We start from the raw sequence: 18,756 nt of genomic DNA, 5'->3' as shown, positions 1-18,756 counted from the left end.
ATAGGCTAAAATTCCCCTCAAGTATACGAATTTTGTCTCCGGTTATCAATTCATCCACGTCAAATAGCAAAAATAGACTAGCTGCTAATAAATTTGCAGGGTGTCATCCATCCGCAAACATCAATACCTGCCGTTAAAAGTCAATTTTCAATTCTTGTTGAGAGCTGCAAGTTCACTTATCATCAGGTCCATAAGCAAACGATTCCGGCGCCGAATCGGTTTTGACACATTTGAATAATTGAGGAGGCTTGCCTGATGCGTGTTAAGACAAAGGCTGCATCCGCGTCCATCCCTGGATCTCGTAAAAGAAGATTCGGCATGCGAAGTAATTGGGATTATTTAATCTTCATCGTCCCGGTTATTCTGTATTTTCTGATCTTCTGCTATGGTCCTATGTACGGTGTGCAGTTAGCTTTTAAACGCTTTAATCCGGCGCTGGGGATTACCTCCAGTCCCTGGATTGGAACGGATCACTTCGAAAGACTTTTTGGTTCGTTCCAGTTTGCACGTATTTTGAAAAATACGCTGTTTATTAACCTGTTAAAGACATTCATCAGCTTTCCCATCCCGATTCTGCTGGCGCTCATGTTCAATGAAATTAAACGTGAGAAGCTCAAGAAGACATTTCAGACAGTCACCTATGCACCCTATTTTATCTCTACAGTCGTCTTCGTCGGAATTATTAATTTATTCCTTGGGGGAGAAAACGGATATTTGAATCATATCCTGGGGACGTTCGGACTCGATCCGATTCCTTTTCTGACGGACCCTGATTATTTCTCAGGCGTGTATGTAGGATCTGATATCTGGCGCAACTGTGGTTGGAATTCCATTATCTTTATCGCGGCCTTGTCTGGCGTCGATCCCCAACTGCATGAATCTGCCCAAATCGATGGGGCCAGCCGGCTCAAAAGGATCATTCATGTGAATCTCCCCTGCATTATGCCGACGATTATCATTCAGTTTATTTTGCAGATGGGAAAAATGATGACCCTCAGCTACGAGCGCATTCTTCTCATGCAAAACAGCTTGAATATGGAATCATCCGAAGTCATTTCTACCTATGCTTACAAAATGGGTCTCATCAATATGGATTACGGATTCTCCACGGCTGTGGGACTCTTTAACAATGTCATCAACATCGTCTTGCTGCTTACCGCCAACAAAATTGCCAAACGCTATAGCAGCAGCAGCTTGTTCTAAAAGGAGAGATGATTATGGAGGCTGCTTCTTACAAAATTCGGGAGTCCAGCGGAGATCGGATCTTTCTGATCATTACGTATACACTCATCGGCATTCTGGTGCTGGCTATTCTGTATCCGCTGATTTATGTGGTCAGCGCATCGTTTAGCGATCCGAAGCTGGTCATTTCCGGGAAAATCGGGCTGCTCCCCAAAGGCTTCAATCTGGAGGCCTACCAGCGGGTGTTCGCTAACCCGGAAATCTGGATTGGATACCGCAATACGCTGATCTACACGACCATAGGCACCATCGTGAATATTTCGCTCACCATGATGGGGGCATACCCCCTGTCACGCAAAAATTTCCCTTGGCGCCGCGCCTGCATGATCTTTTTCACGATCACCATGTTTTTCAGCGGCGGAATTGTGCCTATGTATCTGCTGGTCAAAAATCTGGGCCTCTACAACTCGATTTGGGCCGTGATCCTGCCGACGGCAATCAACGTATACAACATGATTGTGGCCCGGACATTTATGGAGACATCCATTGACGAGCAAATTTATGAATCGGCTTATATGGACGGCTGCAACAATATCAGGGCATTCTTCTCGATTGTGCTGCCTCTGAGTACCCCCATTTTAGCTGTCCTTGTTCTATTTTATGCCGTGTTCCACTGGAACTCATATTTTGAGGCCATGATTTATTTGAAAGACCGCTCCCTATATCCATTGCAGCTATTCCTCCGGGAAATTCTCGTCATGAATCAGTCCGATAACGTGATGATGGATTCCATCGAGATGGATACGAGCAAATTCCTCGTTGCCGAGGGCGTCAAATATGCCGTCATTATTGTGTCGAGCGTACCTATTCTCATGCTGTATCCGTTCCTTCAGAAGTATTTTGTAAAAGGTATGATGGTTGGTGCACTTAAAGGATAACATTGAAAAGGAGACGAACTTATATATGAGAAAAAATATGGTCTTATTGGTTAGCGCCGTGCAGATCGCCGCACTGCTAACGCTGACGGCTTGTGGAAGTAACGATAGCGGGAATGCGGCAGATGCAGCTGAGACAACGGCCAATATTAACAAAACCGGCATGCCGATTGCAAAAGAGCCTGTTCATCTCAAAGGGCTTGTTGCTAAATATGAGCTGGTTAAGGATTGGAATGAGCATAAGGGATTAAAGGATTATGAATCCAAATCCAATGTCATCATTGATTGGGACAGCGTACCTCAAAATTCTTTTGAAGAACGCAGAAATCTGTTATTTGCGTCTAATGACCTTCCCGATTTTGTTATGCGGGCGATGATGTCACCGCAGCTTATCGCCTCTTATGCTGCTGCAGGCCAAATCATTCCGCTGGATGACATGATTGAAGCAGGTTATGCGCCAAACCTTTCGGCTTTGATGAAAGAAAATGAAGGCATCCGCAAAGCCATTACTTCTGCTGACGGGCATATTTATTCTCTACCGAATATCAGCGAAGCCGACGGACGTATTGGCTCATCGTGGATCAATAAGGCGTGGTTAGACAAGCTTGGGCTTGAAATGCCGACAACGATGGATGAGTTCTATCAGGTTCTGAAAGCGTTTAAAGAGAAGGACCCCAATGGAAACCATACAGCAGACGAAATCCCGATTTCCGGTTATAAAGAAGCTGCCAGCAGCGGAAATGAGTTCTTCAAATCCTTCTACGGCAGCTGGGGATTTGGCGGTAATTCCGGCATTATTGCCCCTTATATGGATGTGGATGACGACGGTAAAGTACGCTATATCGCCATAGATCCTACATTCAAAGAAATGCTGACCTACTTCAACAAGCTCTGGCAAGAGGGACTCATTGATAAAGAGATATTCTCCCAGGATATGAATCAGGTCGTATCCAAAATCGATGCAGAAAGAATCGGTTATGTGGCCAAAGGCAACAACAATCTCTGGATGGGGAATCATCGCAGCAATTATGTACAGAATCCGGTGATGAGAGCCATTGACGGTAACGTCTATTGGACAAGCATCAGCCCTAAAGTTCGGGATACGGGCTCCTTTATCATTACGAGCAAGAACCCTAATCCTGAAGCCACGCTGCGCTGGGCAGACTATTTACTCAGTGAAGAAGGGACCGCTATGGCCCGACTTGGAATCAAGGATGTGACCTACACCGTAGACAGCAAAGGATTCTACAAGCTAAAGGACGAATTTGCGAATAATCCGAATGGACTTACGGTCGATGAGGCACTTTCGGAGTATACGATTTTCCAGGGAGGTCAAATTCCGCAGCGTGTAACGCAGAAGGTTGACCAAAGCGCAGCGATTCTTCCGGAAATGATTGCGAATAAGGATGTCATTCGTCCGAACCTGGTACCCGATGAGAAATTAATGATTCCCAGCTTTACGGAAGAGGAGAATATCCAATTAAGCGCCTATACCACGGATATTGGGGCTTATACGGATGAACAGGTGATCAAATTCATCACCGGTGCGAGACCCATCAGTGAATGGGACGCCTATGTAAGCACGCTGAATAAAATGCATTTGGATAAATACCTTGCGATCTACCAAGCAGCCTATGACCGCTGGAATAAGAAATAACGAGCCCTTTAACAGATGGGAAAGGAGAAACTCAGATGATATTTTACGGTACAAGCGCGGCTGAAGGAATTCCCAATCCGTTTTGTTCCTGTCCGGTTTGCCATAACGCACGAAAGGAAGGAGGCGCCGAAATCCGCCGCCGGTCGACGTTTCGAATGAATGAGCAGGTGTGCATTGATCTAGGGGCGGATTCCTTTCAGCAAGCAATTGAATATGGGGACTTTACCAAACTCCAACATGTGCTCGTAAGCCATACCCATGAAGACCATTTGAATTACATGATGATGAACGTCCGAAATATGGCGATGGAACGAACGGAAGAACCCCTTCATTACTATTTCACGGATCAGGCTTATGATATCGTCGATTTCTATCGGCAAAGCCGCCCCATCATAAAGGGTTTGACATCCGACCTTGAAGCGCGCGGCATTATTGCCTTTCATAAGCTGGAGTTCAACAAGCCCGTCACCATTTCCGGCATGGAAGTGACTCCTCTTCGCGGGAATCATCTCGGGAACATGGGCGAGCATTGCGCGAACTATCTGATTCAGATGCCGGATGGGAGAAAGCTGTATTATGGAGTCGATACAGGCTGGTATCTGCCTGAAACGTTTCAATTACTCCAACATGCTTCGCTGGATGTGCTCTTAAGCGAATGTACCTTCGGTCTCACCACCGGACGCGGCCTCCACCCGAGTGGCCATCTGGATGCATTCAGCTGCATGGAACTATTTCGCGAGCTGCTGGAGCAAGGAACGCTGCATGTCGATTCACAAATTTACCTGACGCATATCAACCACTACACTTCCACCCACGCGGAGCTGGTAGACTGGTTCGCCAAGCAGGACTTTCCGTGCAAAATAACGGTGGCTCGGGATGGGCTGGCGATCGATTAGACACGTAACCTTTACAGCTAATGAATGGAGATTCCTATTTCAAAAAAACAAAATCCACAACCCCATTTGGTTGTGGATTTTTGCTGTGAAACTACCAGCTCAAGTTTTGTTTTTGTATTTCGGAAACGGCTGGGTTTTTAATAAGCAGACCACCATCTGCACTAATGACTTGGCCTGTAATAAATGCAGATTCGTCACTCGCCAAGAACACAGCCAAATTAGCCACATCCATTGGATTACCAATGCGCGGAGTGCATTTTACATCGGTATAGATATCTATCAGTTTCTTCAATGGCTCTGGCGCATGTTCAACCATCGAATCGCTTAGTACCATACCTGGTGCAATGGCGTTGCAGCGAATATTTTGTTTGCCGTATTGGACCGCCGTCGACTTCGTTAAGGATATCACTCCCGCCTTGGCAGCTGCATATGCGGATTTACCAAGCTCCGCCACCAAGCCGCCCATGGAGGAAGTATTGATAATGGAGCCTCCACCCGTTTCCAGCATGACTGGAATCGCATATTTGGTTCCCAAGAGAACCGATCTTAAATTAAACCGCATCGTTTCATCCCATTCGAACACATCCATTCCCACGACATCAACATCACCTTTAAAATTAAGGCGGGCTGCATTGTTGTGAAGGATGTCTAAGCGACCATATGCATTCTTGGCTGCTAGCACCATTTCTTCTATTTTTTCAGGTGAGCCAATATCAACGTGTTGTGCAAGCGCCGTTCCACCCATAGCTTCAATTTCTGCGACAACTCGCTGTGCACCCTCTATGTTAATATCCGCAACGACGACTTTAGCGCCTTCTTGCGCAAACAATTTAGCCGTCGCTTCCCCCATGCCAGATGCTGCGCCAGTTACGATGGCGACTTTATTCTCTAAACGACCCAAAATGAATTCCTCCCATTTAATATATATGACACCATATGTATAGCATACCAACTAGTTTACACAGTGTAAACCAGTTGGGTGAAAGTATTTTAAAAAAGTCTATGAAATGGGTCACACCTCCTCATGTTTTGAAGTCACCGAAGCTGACTTGGTGGACAGACCTGTATAACAAAAAAATTCCTTGATGATACGAAAAATTTTCGTTTTTGTATCATGAAGGAATTTCTTATTTTTCTAATTTAAACAATCGCTGAATTTCGTCGGTGAATGGACCCTTTAATGATATTCGCAGCAGTAACATCGTCATTTCCTCGGCAGAGAATTTATAGTCATTCTGTATCCACCATAAAATACTCTCAAAATAGGCTCCAACTGCATAATTAATGACAAATTCAGAGGGTATGCTCAACTTATCTTCCCCCGAATTTGCAATACGAAGCCCATCCTCAATGTAATTTTTTAATATACTCTTTAATTCACTGATGAAATCAGCATCTGGACTGCTCAGAAGAAATGCGCGATAGAATATGGCGTTATCTAAAATATGCTGAAATAAATTCACCATATTAATAGGCAAATTTTCAACCCCAACATCTTCTACCCTCATCTGTTCTTTAATCACTAACTTTTGATTTAACTCATCCAGCATTTCCTTATGCATCGCTGTTCTCAAAGAATTGACATCCTGATAAAGCTTATAAAAGGTCGGCCTTGTCACACCTGCTTCATCACATATTTCTTTAATGGAAAGAGCTGAATTCGCAGCAGTTATTCGTGTTAAATAAGCCTCACGAAGCTTATCTTTAGATCGCTGTTGTCTTGGATCAAGCTTATCACTCAAAGCATTATCCCCCTGTAATCTAACGCAAAGTACTCATGTATTATATCATTCAACCATCTTTTTATTAAACAACTAAGGCTCTCCACCGGATTCCGTTAAGATAGCAAAAGCCCCGCTCAACTGAGCGGGGCTTTATGTATGGAGGCGAGGGGAGTCGAACCCCTGTCCGAAGACAACGCCACATAAGCTTCTACGGGTGTAGTGACAGTTTTGATGTCACCCGATCAAGCTCCCCGTCACCGGATCTCGAAAGGGTCAGCCTGTTTGTCTTCTTCAGCTAGCCGCAGGCGGAGACTAGACAGCGTATCCCACTAAAGTTGAGCCCTCATCCCGGTACATGGGCGATACAGAGCGAGAGCACGTCTGCAGGTTATTAAGCTGCGAGAGCGTAGTTGTTTTGTTGTTTGCCGTTTAATTGGCGTTAGCGTTGATGAAGCGGACGCGTCCCCACTACCCGCAACCTATGCTCGAACTATCCCCGTCGAATCCAAGAACGCCCCCTTATTATAAAGGGCTTCTTCGGATTAGATGAGCTGCTCTGCAGCATAAGAAGCAATCTATTCCGCATCCTTTCCCTCCATAAGAAAGGATGATCAGAAGCAAAATTCATGAGTTCATGTAAAAGACCGCGTGTTAAGCTCGCCTCTTACCTTACTTATTATATCACACCATCCGGCCAAAATGACACAGAGGATGCAGGAAATGCAGGTGAAACTTGGTTGATTCTTCGTTTAACCGCGCATTACCGCGCAATTTTCTGTTTCTCGCGCAGTGCGCGCTGGATATCGCGCTGTGCATCGCGCTTCGCAGCCGATTCGCGCTTGTCGTACTGCTTCTTACCACGGCCGAGGCCCAGCAGCAGCTTGGCATAGCCGTTGCGGATATAAATCTTCAGCGGAACGATCGAGAAACCGTCCTGCTTGGACTGGCCGAGCAGCTTATGGATCTGCTCCTTATGCATCAGCAGCTTGCGCGTCCGTGTCGGATCGGTCGGATTGCTCCGGTTGCCCTGCTCGAACGGGCTGATGTGCATGTTGTGAATATGAATTTCCCCATTACGGATCGTCGCGAAAGCGTCGCCGATGTTCGCCTTCCCGTTCCGGATCGACTTGATCTCGGTCCCGGTCAGCACCATGCCCGCCTCGTACGTATCCTCGATGAAATAATCATGGGAAGCTTTCTTGTTCTGGGCCAGTACCTTCCCGTCACTCTTCTTACCACCCATGTCCTTCACTCCTCACCCATTACAAAATAGCTGGACTTCCGGTCATCCGCATCACCTCAGATGCATCATACCAGAAGTCCATTGTATCAACTGATCCAGGCAAAATCAAGGCGGAGACAGGCTCCGCCCTATGCCGGAAATCAGCTTCTGCACTCCAACAAGCGCAGCAACTACTTTTTCTTCTTCCGTACAAAAGCGGCCGTGCCGTTCTTCGCGGCGCCTTTTTTCTTCTTGCGCTTGCGGAAGCCGCCCTCGCCACCGGCTGACGCACCGCCCGCTTCCGGCTCTCCGCCGCTTCGCTTCCGGCGTCCGCCTTCCGCAGAAGCTCCGCCTTCGCCGATAAATATGCCGCTGCCGGACGTTTTCTTCTTCCGGCCGCTGCTGGAGTTCTCCCCGGCCGGCGAGGTGTACCCGCCCTTGCCGGAACCGAAGCCGAACGTCATCGGTCGCTTCGCTTCGACGCTCGCATCCACAGGCGCCGGGCCGCGGCCCCCGCCTCCGGTGCCGCCGCCGCGTTTGCCGCGCTTACCTGCGGCAGCTCCCGCGCTGGCGCCGCCCTTGCCCGCAGCCTCACCGGCTGCGCCTGCGGCGATGCGCTCGCGCTTGCCCGGACGGCCGGCTTTGCCGCCGCCGTTACCGCCAGCCTTGCCGCGGCCTCCGCGCGCGGCACCGCCCTTGTCGCCGCGTTCGCCGCCGCGGCCGCCAAACCCGCCGCCGCGATTGCGTTCGCGCCGCGGCTTCATGTCGAGCAGCTCGAAGTCGATCGTGTGATCGTCCATGTTGACGCGCGCCACGCGGATTCTGATCTCGTCGCCGATCCGGAACACCTTCGAGGTGCGCTCGCCGATGAGCGACATCGACGATTCGTCGAAATTGTAATAGTCGTCTGTCATGGCTGCCAGACGGATCAAGCCTTCCACCGTGTTCGGCAGCTCGATGAACATGCCGAAGTTCGTTACACTGCTGATCATGCCGTCGAATTCCTCGCCGACCTTATCGAGCATGAACTCGGCTTTCTTCAGCTGGTCGGTGTCGCGCTCCGCTTCCACAGCCACGCGCTCACGTTCCGAGGAATGCTGCGCAATTTCCGGCATGCGCGATGCCAGATATTCCTGACGCTTCTCGGAGAGCACGTTGTTGCTCTCCAGAACCTCGCGGATGACGCGGTGGATAACAAGGTCAGGATAACGGCGGATCGGCGAGGTGAAGTGAGAATAGAACTCCGCCGCCAGGCCGAAGTGGCCGGACATCTCCGCATCGTATTTCGCCTGCTTCATGGAACGCAGCATCATTGTGCTGATGACCGTCTGCTCTTTCGTGTCTTTAATCTGTTCCAATAGATTCTGCAGGGCGCGCGGATGAATCGCATTGCCGCGGCCTTTCACGTGGTAGCCGAAGTTCTCGGCGAACGCCATGAAGTTCTGCAGCTTCTCCGGATCGGGATTCTCGTGAATCCGGTAAATGAACGGCACCTTGAGCCAGTGGAAATGCTCCGCCACGGTCTCGTTGGCTGCCAGCATGAATTCTTCGATGATCTGCTCGGCAATCGAGCGCTCGCGCTTCACGATATCGACCGGCTTGCCGTTCTCGTCCACGATGACCTTCGACTCGACGAAATCGAAGTCGACGGCGCCGCGGTTCATGCGCTTGGAACGCAGCCGCAGTGCAATCTCCTTCATCAGGCGGAAGTCCTCCACCAGATCCTTATAACGCTCCATCAGCTCGGGATCTTCATCCTCGAGAATTTTGCGGACATTGTTGTACGTCATGCGTTCCTTCGTCTTGATGACGCTGGTGAAGACGTCATGCTTCACTACCTTCATATGCTCGTCGAATTCCATCTCGCAGGACAGCGTCAACCGGTCCACCTGCGGGTTCAAGCTGCATATCCCGTTCGATAGACGGTGCGGCAGCATCGGAATGACCCGATCCACGAGATACACGCTGCAGCCGCGGTTATAAGCTTCCTTATCAAGCTCGGAGTTCTCCCGTACATAATAGCCGACATCGGCGATATGAACGCCAAGACGGTAGTGCCCATTCGAGAGACGCTCGACGTTCACCGCATCGTCCAGGTCCTTGGCGTCTTCACCGTCGATGGTAACTATTCTTTTGCCGCGCAGGTCACGTCTGCCCTGCTTCACGATCTCTTCTTCTGTAATGGAATCCGGAGCGCTTTCCGCTTCGGCCATCACTTCTTCCGGGAAGCCTTCCGGCAGCTGGTGCTTGCGGATAATCGAGAGAATATCTACGCCCGGATCATCCTTGTGCCCGAGCACCTCAATGACTTCACCTTCAGCCGCAGAACGGCCTTCCGGGTAGCTTACGAGATGCACGACAACCTTGTCGCCATCCACCGCTCCATTCACGGATTCCTTCGGGATAAAAATATCGCGCACGATCCGCTTATCGTCAGGCAGTACGAAGCCGTATGCTTCATGCCCCTGGAACACGCCGACCACCTGGCTCGTGGCGCGCGTGACGATCTTGACGACTTGGCCTTCCAGTTTGCCGCCGGCAGGTCCTCTTGTCGTTACACGGGCGAGTACCGTATCGCCGTTCATGCCGCTCATCAAATCATGGGCGCCGATATATACATCGGGATGCTCCTTGTCCTCGGGGATCAGGAACGCAAAGCCCTTGGCATGCACCTGCAGCCGTCCGCGCAGCAAATCAAGACGCTCAGGCAGACCGTAGCGGTCCGAATGCGTCATCATAATTTTGCCTTCCTGCTCCAGACCGTTCAGAAGCTTCAGGAATTCCTTGAACTCCACGGCGTCAGCAATGGCAAAATGCTTTTCCAGCTCCTGATAGGTCATTGGTTTATATTCCGGTGCCTGCATCAAATCCAGTATCGATTGTTCCGTTATCATGATTATCTCCTCAGTTGACTTGCAGGTAGGGGTAAACCATCCGCAAGTATCTATGTAATGATTCGTAATTGGTGTTCTGCCGCTTTAGTATACACATACCCTAGTATACACGGATTTAATCGTTTGCATCCCTACCCGGAGCCGTATGCACCACTGCAGGAGTAACGAGGTCAAGCTTCCGGCATATATTAAAAAACCCCCGCTCTCCATCATTTGCAAGAGCGAAGGTTTTCAAGGACTGCCGGCTATGTTATTTCGTAAAAACAGCCACCAGAATCGCAAGAATAAAGAAGCAGGCTGCCACAACCACCGTTGTACGCTGCAGGACCAGGTCCATGCCGCGTGCTTTCGTTTTTCCGAAAAGATGTTCTGCGCCACCGGAGATGGCACCGGCCAAACCTGCACTTTTCCCTTTCTGCAAAAGAACAATTGCGATCAATGCGATCGAGAAAATCACAAGCAGCACTTTCAATAAGATATCCATTCGTTCCACCTCCTAATAGCGTAAACATCATTCTATGCTTGAATTTGCAAAATCCATATATAAGTAAGAATCGTCCATAAAACAGCATTTTTATTGTACCATAGCCTATTTCCTAAAACAAGGACTTCCCCCGCCCCTCCTGCCAAAAAGAAATAAAAAAATCCGCCCGGCACCAGGCCGGAACGGATTTTTAGAACACGAGCTTCGAAGCTCAATTATCTTTTCAGGTTGTAGAAGGATTTCAGGCCGTTGTATTGAGCCAGTTCAGCCAGTTCGTCCTCGATGCGGAGCAATTGGTTGTACTTGGCGATACGGTCTGTACGGGAAGGCGCACCCGTTTTGATTTGACCGGCGTTGGTAGCCACGGCGATGTCAGCGATGGTGCTGTCTTCGGACTCACCGGAACGGTGGGAGACAACAGCCGTGTAGCCTGCGCGTTTAGCCATTTCGATTGCGTCGAATGTTTCAGTCAGCGTACCGATTTGGTTTACTTTGATCAGGATCGAGTTGCCGATGCCTTCTTTGATGCCTTTTTCAAGACGCTCGGTATTGGTTACGAACAAGTCGTCGCCAACAAGTTGGATTTTGTCGCCAAGTTTCTCGGTGAGAAGCTTCCAACCTTCCCAGTCGTCTTCGGAGCAGCCGTCTTCGATCGTGATGATCGGATATTTATCAACCCAGGAAGCGAGCAGATCAACGAATTCAGCGGAAGTGAAGGATTTGCCTTCGCCTTCAAGATGGTATTTGCCGTCTTTGTAGAACTCGGTCGAAGCAACGTCCATGCCGAGGAATACGTCTACGCCTGGTTTGTAGCCGGCTTTCTCAATAGCTTCCATGATGGAGGACAAAGCGTCTTCGTTAGACGTGAAGTTCGGAGCAAAGCCGCCTTCGTCGCCTACTGCCGTGTTCAAGCCTTTGCCTTTAAGTACGGATTTCAAGCTGTGGAAGATTTCAGCGCCTGTGCGCAGTGCTTCCTTGAATGTAGGAGCGCCCACTGGCAGAACCATGAACTCTTGCACGTCCACGTTGTTGTCGGCATGAGCGCCGCCGTTCACGATGTTCATCATTGGTACTGGCAGTTGTTTAGCGTTGAATCCGCCGAGGTAAACGTACAGTGGCAGGTCCAAAGCTTCTGCTGCTGCACGTGCCGTAGCCATGGATACAGCCAGGATCGCATTGGCGCCCAGTTTGCCTTTGTTAGGCGTTCCGTCCAGTTTGATCATCATCTTGTCGATGCCGAGCTGGTCCAGAGCGTCCATGCCGATCACTTCAGGAGCGATGATTTCATTTACATTATTAACGGCGTTCAGGACACCTTTGCCGAGGTAACGGTCTTTGTCGCCATCGCGAAGCTCAACAGCTTCGTGAGCGCCTGTGGATGCGCCGGATGGCACGATCGCACGGCCCATTGCGCCGGATTCGAGATAAACTTCAACTTCAACAGTCGGATTGCCGCGGGAGTCGAGGACTTCGCGAGCGTACACGTCAGAAATAATAGTCATAGTACTTGTTCTCCTTTGTCATTCATATTTGGTTCAAATATAAAAACACGTCTCTATCATTATACCGCTTATTTACGGCTTGCAATCATCGATTCTCCGGTCATTTCAGCCGGCTTAGGCAGCTGCATCAGGTCGAGAATGGTCGGTGCCACATCAGCCAGGATGCCCTCGTTGCGCAAAGTGACGTTATCGGCCGTCAGAATGAACGGTACCGGGTTGGTCGTATGTGCCGTAAAAGGTCTTCCCTCTTCGTCAAACACCATGTCGGCGTTTCCGTGGTCAGCGATGATAATCGCCACCCCGCCTTTGGCGATGACGGCATCTACGACTTTGCCCATGCACTCGTCCGTCACTTCAACCGCCTTGATCGTTGGCTCCAGCATGCCGGAGTGTCCAACCATGTCGGGGTTCGCAAAGTTCAGGATGATCGCGTCATGCTTGTCGGCTTCGATTTCCTTCACGCAAGCGTCTGCCACTTCATAAGCACTCATCTCAGGCTTCAGGTCATACGTTGCAACCTTCGGCGAGTTGATCAGGATACGAGTTTCGCCCGGAAGCTCCACGTCGCGTCCGCCGCTGAAGAAGAACGTCACATGCGGGTACTTTTCGGTTTCCGCGATGCGCAGCTGTTTTTTGCCCTGTTGTACAAGCACTTCGCCGAGCGTGTTGTCGAGGTTCTTCGGCTCGTAAGCCACAAACCCTTCAACCGTCTCGCTGAAAAGGGTCAGGCATACGAAATGAAGATTCTCAGGGAACTTCGGTCCACGGTCAAAGCCGCGGAAATCCTTGTTCGTGAACACTTGAGACAGCTGAATGGCACGGTCCGGACGGAAGTTCAGGAATATGACGGAATCGCCGCTTTCCACGAGCGATACCGGCTGGCCGTTCTCGTCCACGATGACCGTAGGCTCTACAAACTCATCGAATACCGATTTGGTGTAGGATTCCGTAACGGCTTGCAGCGGGTCGGTGTATTTCGGTCCGTCTCCGTACACGATCGCACGGTAGGACTTCTCTACGCGCTCCCAGCGCTTATCGCGGTCCATCGCATAATAGCGGCCTTGTACGGTCGCGATTTTGCCGACGCCCACTTCCTTGATTTTGGCTTGAAGCGCTTCGACGAACTTCTTGCCGGAATCCGGAGCCACGTCGCGCCCATCCAGGAAAGCGTGGATGTATACGTCATCCATGCCCTCTTTTTTGGCAAGATCCAGCATCGCGAACAAATGCTCAATGTGGCTGTGTACGCCGCCGTCCGACAGCAGGCCGTACAGGTGAAGCTTTTTGCCGCTGTTCTTGGCTGCACGTACCGCTTCAACGAGGGTCGGGTTGCCGAAGAACTCACCTTCGCGGATCGACTTCGAGATACGGGTCAGATCCTGATATACAACGCGGCCAGCGCCGATGTTCAAATGGCCTACTTCGGAGTTGCCCATTTGACCTGCCGGCAAGCCTACAGCTTCACCGGAAGCCGTCAGCGTTGTATGCGGATATTTCGCCATCAAACGGTCGTAGTTCGGTTTCTTGGCTTGAGCAACAGCATTGCCTTCATCGGTGCCGCGAAGACCGAAACCGTCCATGATGATCAGTGCTACAGGTTTAGGTGCGGTCATCTTACTTCGCCCCCTGAGCAAGCTGGATGTAGGAAACTGGCTGCAGGCTGGCGCCGCCGACGAGAGCCCCGTCGATATCGCTTTGGCCCATGTACTCGGCTACATTCTCAGGCTTCACGCTGCCGCCGTATTGAATGCGAACCTTGTTTGCAACATCGTTACCGTACAATCCTTTGACCAGGTCGCGGATGTAGGAAATAACTTCGTTCGCGTCCTGTGCTGTTGAAGATTTACCTGTTCCAATGGCCCAGATCGGCTCGTAAGCAATCACTGCTTCAGCCGCCTGTTCGGCAGACAATCCTTGAAAGGCAGCTTCCGTTTGCACTTTGCAAACTTCCTTCGTTTGGCCGGCTTCACGCTCTTCGAGCTTTTCGCCTACGCATACGATTGGAGTCAGGCCGTGGCGGAATGCCGCATGCATTTTTTTGTTTACGATCTCGTCGGTTTCCGCAAAATAAGCGCGGCGTTCGGAGTGTCCAATGATGACATAGTCCACACCCAGCTCCTTCAGCATTTCGCCGCTGATTTCGCCGGTAAAGGCGCCGTTGTCTTCGAAGTGCAGGTTTTGGGCACCGATTTTGATGGACGTGCCTTTCACTGCCTCAACCAGAGCCGGAAGGTTCGTGAATGGCGCGCAAATGACGCTTTCCACGCCTTCCACTTCTGCTTTGCCTTTCACTTCTTCGATGAATGTTTTGGCTTCCGGAACTGTTTTGAACATTTTCCAGTTGCCAGCGATGATTGGTGTTCTCACACGTTTCAACTCCTTCTCAAGTCAGGGATTTGCAGACGCGTCTCAGCTGCCTGATGTGGCGGAGCAAATCCCCTGGTCCTTATAGCAGGTTCACCCGGATTACTTATCGTTCAGGGCTACGACGCCTGGAAGCGCCTTGCCTTCCATGAACTCCAGCGAAGCGCCGCCGCCTGTGGAGATATGATCCATTTTGTCAGCCAGATGGAATTTCTCCGCTGCCGCAGCAGAGTCGCCGCCGCCGATGATGGTGTAGCCTTCGGTTGTTGCACAGGCCTCAGCCACTTCACGCGTACCGTTGGAGAATGGATCCAGTTCGAATACGCCCATCGGTCCGTTCCATACGATCAGCTTGGAGTTCTTGATGATTTCGGCATATTTGGCACGGGTTTTCGGTCCGATGTCCACGCCTTCCCATTTGTCAGGGATGTTGCCCACTTCAACGATATCCATGTTTGCATCGGCTTTGAAATCGTCCGCAATCACGATGTCGACCGGAAGCAGGAAGTTTTTGCCGAGGTCCTTCGCTTTTTGAATAAATCCGAGCGCTACGTCCAGTTTATCATTATCGCACAGGGACAAGCCAATTTCATAGCCTTGCGCCTTCATGAAGGTGTAAGACAAGCCTCCGCCGATCAACACATTGTCTGCAATGTTAAGCAGGTTGTCGATGACATCGATTTTGTCCTTTACTTTCGATCCGCCGATAATGGCTGTGAAAGGACGTTCCGGATTGGAAAGGGCTTTGCCCAGTACGGACAATTCTTTTTCCATCAGCAGGCCGGAAACGGCCGGCAGGAAGTGCGCAATACCTTCCGTGGAAGCATGTGCGCGGTGAGCGGCGCCAAAAGCGTCGTTGACGAACAGGTCCGCAAGCTCAGCAAATTGCTTCGCAAGTTCCGGATCGTTCTTCTCTTCACCAGGGTAGAAACGCACGTTTTCAAGCAGCAGCACGTCGCCGTTTTGCAGTTTCGCAATTTCCGCTTTCACGGCTTCGCCAATGGCTTCGTCCGCTTTAGCGACCGGTTTGCCAAGCAGCTGGGACAGACGTTCTGCCGCAGGAGTGAGGCGCATGGAGTCCACGAATTGTCCCTTAGGACGACCCATATGACTCGCCAGGATCACCTTCGCACCGTTTTCGATCAAGTACTTGATCGTTGGCAGCGTTTCGCGAATCCGCGTATCATCAGTGATTGCACCGTTTTCGAGAGGCACATTGAAATCCACGCGTACAAATACGCGTTTGCCATTTACTTCCACGTCACGTACAGACTTTTTATTCATTGTTCGTTCCTCCGCACCCATTTATTTGTTTTTATCAGGAATCCAGGGGTAACTATGATCGGGATTTTTACAATCCTCTTATATGTTTATCTATCCAAACTCTCCAGTTTCACTATCCAATATCTAATCGGTCTTCCATCCAAAAAAACCTTGATGATTTATAAAGAGCGGAAACAATAGGTCTGTTTCCGCTCCATATGTTCGTTAAACGGCGCCGTTATTACTTAGCCAGTTTAGCGAAGTATTCCAATGTGCGAACCAATTGAGCTGTGTAGGACATTTCGTTGTCATACCAAGCAACCGTTTTAACGAGTTGTTGGTCGCCTACAGTCAGAACTTTGGTTTGTGTTGCGTCGAACAGGGATCCGAAAGTGATGCCTTTGATGTCGGAAGATACGATTTCATCTTCAGTGTAGCCATAAGTTTCTGGGTCAGAAGCTTCTTTCATGGCTGCGTTCACTTCATCAGCTGTTACTTTTTTGTTCAGTACTGTTACGAGCTCAGTCAGGGAACCTGTTGGAACCGGAACGCGTTGAGCTGCGCCGTCAAGTTTACCTTTCAACTCAGGGATAACCAGACCGATGGCTTTGGCAGCACCTGTTGTGTTAGGAATGATGTTCTCAGCAGCTGCGCGAGCGCGGCGGAAGTCGCCTTTTGGATGTGGAGCATCTAGTGTGTTCTGGTCGCCAGTGTAAGCGTGAATCGTTGTCATCAGGCCTTCTACGATGCCGAACTTGTCGTTCAACGTTTTAGCCATTGGAGCCAGGCAGTTCGTTGTGCAAGATGCGCCGGAAATAACCGTTTCAGTTCCGTCCAAAATTTCATGGTTTACGTTGAAAACGACGGTTTTCATGTCGCCAGTCGCTGGAGCGGAAATAACGACTTTCTTAGCTCCGCCTTTCAAGTGAAGCTCAGCTTTTTCTTTCGTTGTGAAGAAGCCTGTGCACTCCAGAACGATGTCAACGCCGAGGTCTCCCCAAGGAAGCTCTTCTGGGTTGCGGTTCGCAAGAACCTTAACTTCTTTGCCGTTCACTTTGAAGAATCCGTCATGAACTTCAACTTCTCCGTCGAATTTGCCTTGCGTTGTATCATATTTAAGCAAATGAGCCAACATTTTAGCATCAGTCAAGTCGTTGATTGCCACAACTTCGATACCTTCCACATTTTGAATGCGGCGGAATGCGAGTCGTCCGATACGTCCGAAACCGTTAATGCCTACTTTTACACTCATTGAATAGTCCTCCTAGTAATTTCGTTTTTTTGAGGATCCTGTCGAGCCGAAGCGGCCCGCAAAATCCAGTATTTATTCAAAACAGGCAATTACACCTGTATTGATAACTCGTTTAATGGTTTTCGAGGGATGATTCGTCAATCTGCCTGCAAATCTCGATGGCAGCAGCTTCATCCGTCACGAGAATATTCTCATGGCCGAATTTCAGCACGGAATGAATGGCGTTCGCCTTGTCTTTCCCGCCGGCGATTCCAATGACAATCTCCGTTCGCATAATATCCTCGAGCCGGAGCCCCAGCGTAATCATGCGATGGACGACTTCACCCTGTTCGTTAAAGTAGTAGCCAAAGGATTCGGCTACCGCGCCTTCCTTCTGAATCTCCTGCACCGCAGACAAATCCAGCTTCCTGCGCCGGGTCATCTCCATAGCGTCGCCGATGCCGTGCACGATGATGCGGCACTGCCTTATCACCTGTACGATTTCCTGAATGTTTCGGTCCTGTACAAGCGATTGGTAAGCGTCATCGCTCAGCAGATCCGGCACATGCAGCAGCCGGTACTGCGCGCCTACGCGCTTCGCCATCGTTGATGCAATGGTGTTGGCCTGGAATTCCATGCTCTCTCCAAGTCCGCCCCTGGCCGGTACAAACCAGCTGTTCTTCATCGGTACCGAACCCTGCGGGTTCAGCTCCTCTGCAACCGCAGCCAGCGTCGAACCGCCTGTAACGGCAACCGTGTCTCCCTGACTCATGACTCCCAGCAGCGCTTTGGCCCCTGCGCGTCCGAGATCCCGTTTGGTCAGCAGCGAGGATTCGCAATCCCCCGGCACGACAACCACCTTCCGCAGGCCGTAGGCGAGGCGAATCTTCTCCCCGAGCTCGTTCAGTCCGAACAGCTCCTTGGCCATCGGTCCCATCTCTTCCAGCAGCGTGCGTCCAACCTCACTGATCCTCATGCCGGAGCTCTCAATTTCAATAAGGCCCTGGGCCTTAAGCAGATCCGTCTCCGCACGCAGCACCCGTTCCGTCATATGAAGGGATGCCGCCAGCGTACGCCGGCCTATGAGTTCTGAGAGCATGATCTGATGAAGAATGGTGTACCTTGTCTTGAGAATGTCCATGAGATCAGGCAGAAGCTGCTTTTGTATCTCTAATATTTTCCGCATTGCTTTCCACTCCTGCAACTTCAGCTTCCTTCACTTCGACTCCATGGCCTTAAAATGTCCCGGGTTAACGTTTTAAGTCCCACTTACATTCTACTCAATTTTCAGCCCAGTTGCAAGTAGTCCAACGACTATCTTTTACATTCTTTCTTCCTCTTATACAGGCGTAGGGGCCGAAGGGATTAAAAGCTGCATGAAACCAGGGCTTGTCCGCATTCA

15 protein-coding genes and 1 other RNA gene are annotated in these 18,756 nt (G+C 50.2%); 4 read left to right on the top strand and 12 right to left on the bottom strand.

Annotated features, from left to right (window positions below; all coding sequences use genetic code 11):
- Positions 1-255 precede the first annotated feature (255 nt).
- The 4 genes from ACTHPM_RS26245 to ACTHPM_RS26230 are packed head-to-tail and all read left to right on the top strand — an operon-like array spanning position 256 to position 4,670.
- Entirely contained in the window at positions 256-1,203 is a 948-nt protein-coding gene (locus ACTHPM_RS26245) for an ABC transporter permease (protein ID WP_440398237.1), read from the top strand.
- 14 nt (positions 1,204-1,217) lie between these two features.
- Entirely contained in the window at positions 1,218-2,120 is a 903-nt protein-coding gene (locus tag ACTHPM_RS26240; protein ID WP_440398236.1) for a carbohydrate ABC transporter permease, read from the top strand.
- A gap of 25 nt (positions 2,121-2,145) precedes the next feature.
- Entirely contained in the window at positions 2,146-3,774 is a 1,629-nt protein-coding gene (locus ACTHPM_RS26235) for an extracellular solute-binding protein (protein ID WP_440398235.1), read from the top strand.
- Between the two features lie 35 nt (positions 3,775-3,809).
- On the top strand, positions 3,810-4,670 hold the full coding sequence (locus tag ACTHPM_RS26230) for an MBL fold metallo-hydrolase (protein WP_440421733.1): 861 nt from the start codon (positions 3,810-3,812) through the stop codon (positions 4,668-4,670).
- A gap of 91 nt (positions 4,671-4,761) precedes the next feature.
- Here the strand turns inward: ACTHPM_RS26230 and ACTHPM_RS26225 are convergent, their stop codons facing one another.
- The 12 genes from ACTHPM_RS26225 to ACTHPM_RS26170 all read right to left on the bottom strand — a co-directional run bounded on the left by ACTHPM_RS26225 (position 4,762) and on the right by ACTHPM_RS26170 (position 18,540).
- Positions 4,762-5,571, bottom strand: coding sequence for an SDR family NAD(P)-dependent oxidoreductase (locus ACTHPM_RS26225; protein WP_440398233.1), 810 nt, complete (start codon positions 5,569-5,571; stop codon positions 4,762-4,764).
- 226 nt (positions 5,572-5,797) lie between these two features.
- On the bottom strand, positions 5,798-6,412 hold the full coding sequence (locus ACTHPM_RS26220; RefSeq protein ID WP_440398232.1) for a TetR-like C-terminal domain-containing protein: 615 nt from the start codon (positions 6,410-6,412) through the stop codon (positions 5,798-5,800).
- 136 nt (positions 6,413-6,548) lie between these two features.
- Positions 6,549-6,913: a transfer-messenger RNA gene (ssrA, locus tag ACTHPM_RS26215) on the bottom strand.
- Positions 6,914-7,154: 241 nt separating this feature from the next.
- Positions 7,155-7,637: an SsrA-binding protein SmpB gene (smpB, locus tag ACTHPM_RS26210; RefSeq protein WP_440398231.1), complete on the bottom strand. Its 483-nt coding sequence runs from the start codon at positions 7,635-7,637 to the stop codon at positions 7,155-7,157.
- Between the two features lie 170 nt (positions 7,638-7,807).
- The gene (rnr, locus tag ACTHPM_RS26205; RefSeq protein WP_440398230.1) at positions 7,808-10,510 is read right to left on the bottom strand and encodes a ribonuclease R; all 2,703 of its coding nucleotides are present in this window, start codon (positions 10,508-10,510) and stop codon (positions 7,808-7,810) included.
- A 250-nt stretch (positions 10,511-10,760) separates the two neighbouring features.
- Positions 10,761-10,994: a preprotein translocase subunit SecG gene (secG, locus tag ACTHPM_RS26200; protein ID WP_440398229.1), complete on the bottom strand. Its 234-nt coding sequence runs from the start codon at positions 10,992-10,994 to the stop codon at positions 10,761-10,763.
- Positions 10,995-11,209: 215 nt separating this feature from the next.
- Positions 11,210-12,496, bottom strand: coding sequence for a phosphopyruvate hydratase (gene eno, locus ACTHPM_RS26195; protein ID WP_440398228.1), 1,287 nt, complete (start codon positions 12,494-12,496; stop codon positions 11,210-11,212).
- A gap of 68 nt (positions 12,497-12,564) precedes the next feature.
- The gene (gpmI, locus tag ACTHPM_RS26190) at positions 12,565-14,109 is read right to left on the bottom strand and encodes a 2,3-bisphosphoglycerate-independent phosphoglycerate mutase (RefSeq protein ID WP_440398227.1); all 1,545 of its coding nucleotides are present in this window, start codon (positions 14,107-14,109) and stop codon (positions 12,565-12,567) included.
- Position 14,110: 1 nt separating this feature from the next.
- On the bottom strand, positions 14,111-14,863 hold the full coding sequence (gene tpiA / locus ACTHPM_RS26185) for a triose-phosphate isomerase (protein ID WP_440398226.1): 753 nt from the start codon (positions 14,861-14,863) through the stop codon (positions 14,111-14,113).
- Positions 14,864-14,962: 99 nt separating this feature from the next.
- On the bottom strand, positions 14,963-16,144 hold the full coding sequence (locus ACTHPM_RS26180; RefSeq protein ID WP_440398225.1) for a phosphoglycerate kinase: 1,182 nt from the start codon (positions 16,142-16,144) through the stop codon (positions 14,963-14,965).
- A gap of 220 nt (positions 16,145-16,364) precedes the next feature.
- Positions 16,365-17,375: a type I glyceraldehyde-3-phosphate dehydrogenase gene (gene gap / locus ACTHPM_RS26175; protein WP_440398224.1), complete on the bottom strand. Its 1,011-nt coding sequence runs from the start codon at positions 17,373-17,375 to the stop codon at positions 16,365-16,367.
- A 112-nt stretch (positions 17,376-17,487) separates the two neighbouring features.
- Positions 17,488-18,540, bottom strand: a complete 1,053-nt coding sequence (locus tag ACTHPM_RS26170) for a sugar-binding transcriptional regulator (RefSeq protein WP_440398223.1) — start codon at positions 18,538-18,540, stop codon at positions 17,488-17,490.
- Positions 18,541-18,756 lie beyond the last annotated feature (216 nt).

The sequence above is a fragment of the Paenibacillus sp. SAFN-054 genome, assembly GCF_051966755.1.
Classification (GTDB): domain Bacteria; phylum Bacillota; class Bacilli; order Paenibacillales; family Paenibacillaceae; genus Paenibacillus_AQ.
The sequence above is the reverse complement of the archived record's forward strand: the minus strand, read 5'-3'. Positions and strand labels throughout refer to the sequence as shown.